Genomic DNA, 1,850 nt, shown 5'->3' with positions numbered 1-1,850 from the left:
TCGAGATATGCCATCTTTCTATTTACTAGGTGGGTCGTTTTCTTCGACAGACCGTAACGAACAGTAAGCCCAACAAACGCTGGCCACAATCGTCTGCACGATCGTTGTCAGTTTGGCTCCTTAGCTTGATTGGAAGCACGCATGCAACATAAAACCTCAAGGCGAACCTTCGTTAAAGGCCTGACAGCCGCTGGCATCATTGGTGGTCTTGGCTTGTGGCGGGCCCCAGTTTGGGCAGTGAGCAGCCCCGGTCAGCCCAGCGTCTTAACCGGCACAGAGTTCGATCTGCTCATTGGCGAGACGCCGGTGAACATCACCGGGGCGGCCCGGACGGCGATGACCATTAACGGGACCATCCCAGGCCCGATTCTACGTTGGCGTGAAGGCGATACCGTCACGCTACGCGTAAGGAACAGGCTGAGCGAAGATACGTCGATTCACTGGCATGGCATGATATTGCCAGCCAATATGGACGGCGTGCCCGGACTGAGCTTCCACGGCATTGCGCCCGATGGCATGTACGAATACAAGTTCAAGGTTAAACAGAACGGTACTTATTGGTACCACAGTCATTCGGGACTGCAGGAGCAGGCTGGCGTCTACGGCCCGTTAGTCATTGATGCCAAGGATCCGGAGCCCTTCAGCTATGACCGCGACTATGTGGTGATGCTGACAGATTGGACCGACGAGGATCCCGCTCGTGTTCTATCCAAGCTTAAGAAGCAGTCGGATTACTACAACTTCAACAAGCGCACTGTCGGCGACTTCATTAACGACGTAAGCGAGGACGGCTGGGCGGCTACCATCGCAAATCGAAAAATGTGGGCTCAGATGAAGATGAGTCCGACCGACCTCGCGGACGTTAGCGGCTATACCTATACCTACCTGATGAACGGCCAGGCGCCCGACGGGAACTGGACCGGCCTATTCAAACCTGGCGAAAAGCTTCGTCTGCGCTTCATCAACGGCTCGGCCATGAGTTATTTCGATGTCCGCATTCCTGGGCTGAAGATGACAGTAGTAGCAGCGGACGGGCAGTACGTTAACCCGGTCAGCGTCGATGAATTCCGCATTGCCGTAGCTGAAACCTACGATGTGATCGTCGAGCCTGCCACCGAAGAGGCATACACAATCTTCGCCCAATCCATGGACCGCACCGGCTATGCCCGTGGCACGTTAGCCGTTACCGCAGGACTGAGTGCCCCCGTTCCAGAAACCGATCCCCGTCCGTTGATTAGCATGGCCGACATGGGTATGGATCATGGAAGCATGGGCGGTATGGCTGGCATGGATCACGGCGGCGACATGCAGGGCGGTATGGCTGCAATGGACCATAGCGGCATGGCCGGCATGGATCACGGTGGCGCCATGCAGGGCGGTATGGCTGGCATGGACCACAGCAACATGTCCGGCATGGACCATAGCGGCATGCAGGGGATGGACCACGGCACAGACGCAATGGCCGGGATGGATCACTCAGGAATGTCCGGCATGAGCGCAGGTATGCAATCGCACCCGGCTTCTGAGACAGATAATCCGTTGGTCGACATGCAAACTATGACACCTACACCCAAGCTGAACGATCCGGGTATTGGTTTGCGTGACAACGGTCGTCGAGTGTTGACCTATGCAGACCTGAAAAGCACGTTCCCCGACCCAGATGGCCGCGAGCCAAGTCGAACAATCGAGTTACATCTCACCGGCCACATGGAGAAATTCTCCTGGTCATTCGACGGCATCGAATTCTCTGATGCTGAGCCGCTACGTCTCAAGTATGGAGAGCGGGTTCGCATCACCTTGGTCAACGACACCATGATGACCCATCCCATTCACCTTCACGGCATGTGGAG

The 1,850-nt window shown here is 56.1% G+C and carries 1 protein-coding gene; it reads left to right on the top strand.

Features of this window, described 5'->3' with window-relative positions; translation table 11 throughout:
• Window positions 1-141: 141 nt before the first annotated feature.
• The coding region (locus DQ405_RS26740; protein WP_168426495.1) for a copper resistance system multicopper oxidase at window positions 142-1,850 on the top strand (1,709 nt) is incomplete at its 3' end.

It is taken from the genome of Pseudomonas sp. SST3, from assembly GCF_003325755.1.
The sequence above is the reverse complement of the archived record's forward strand: the minus strand, read 5'-3'. Positions and strand labels throughout refer to the sequence as shown.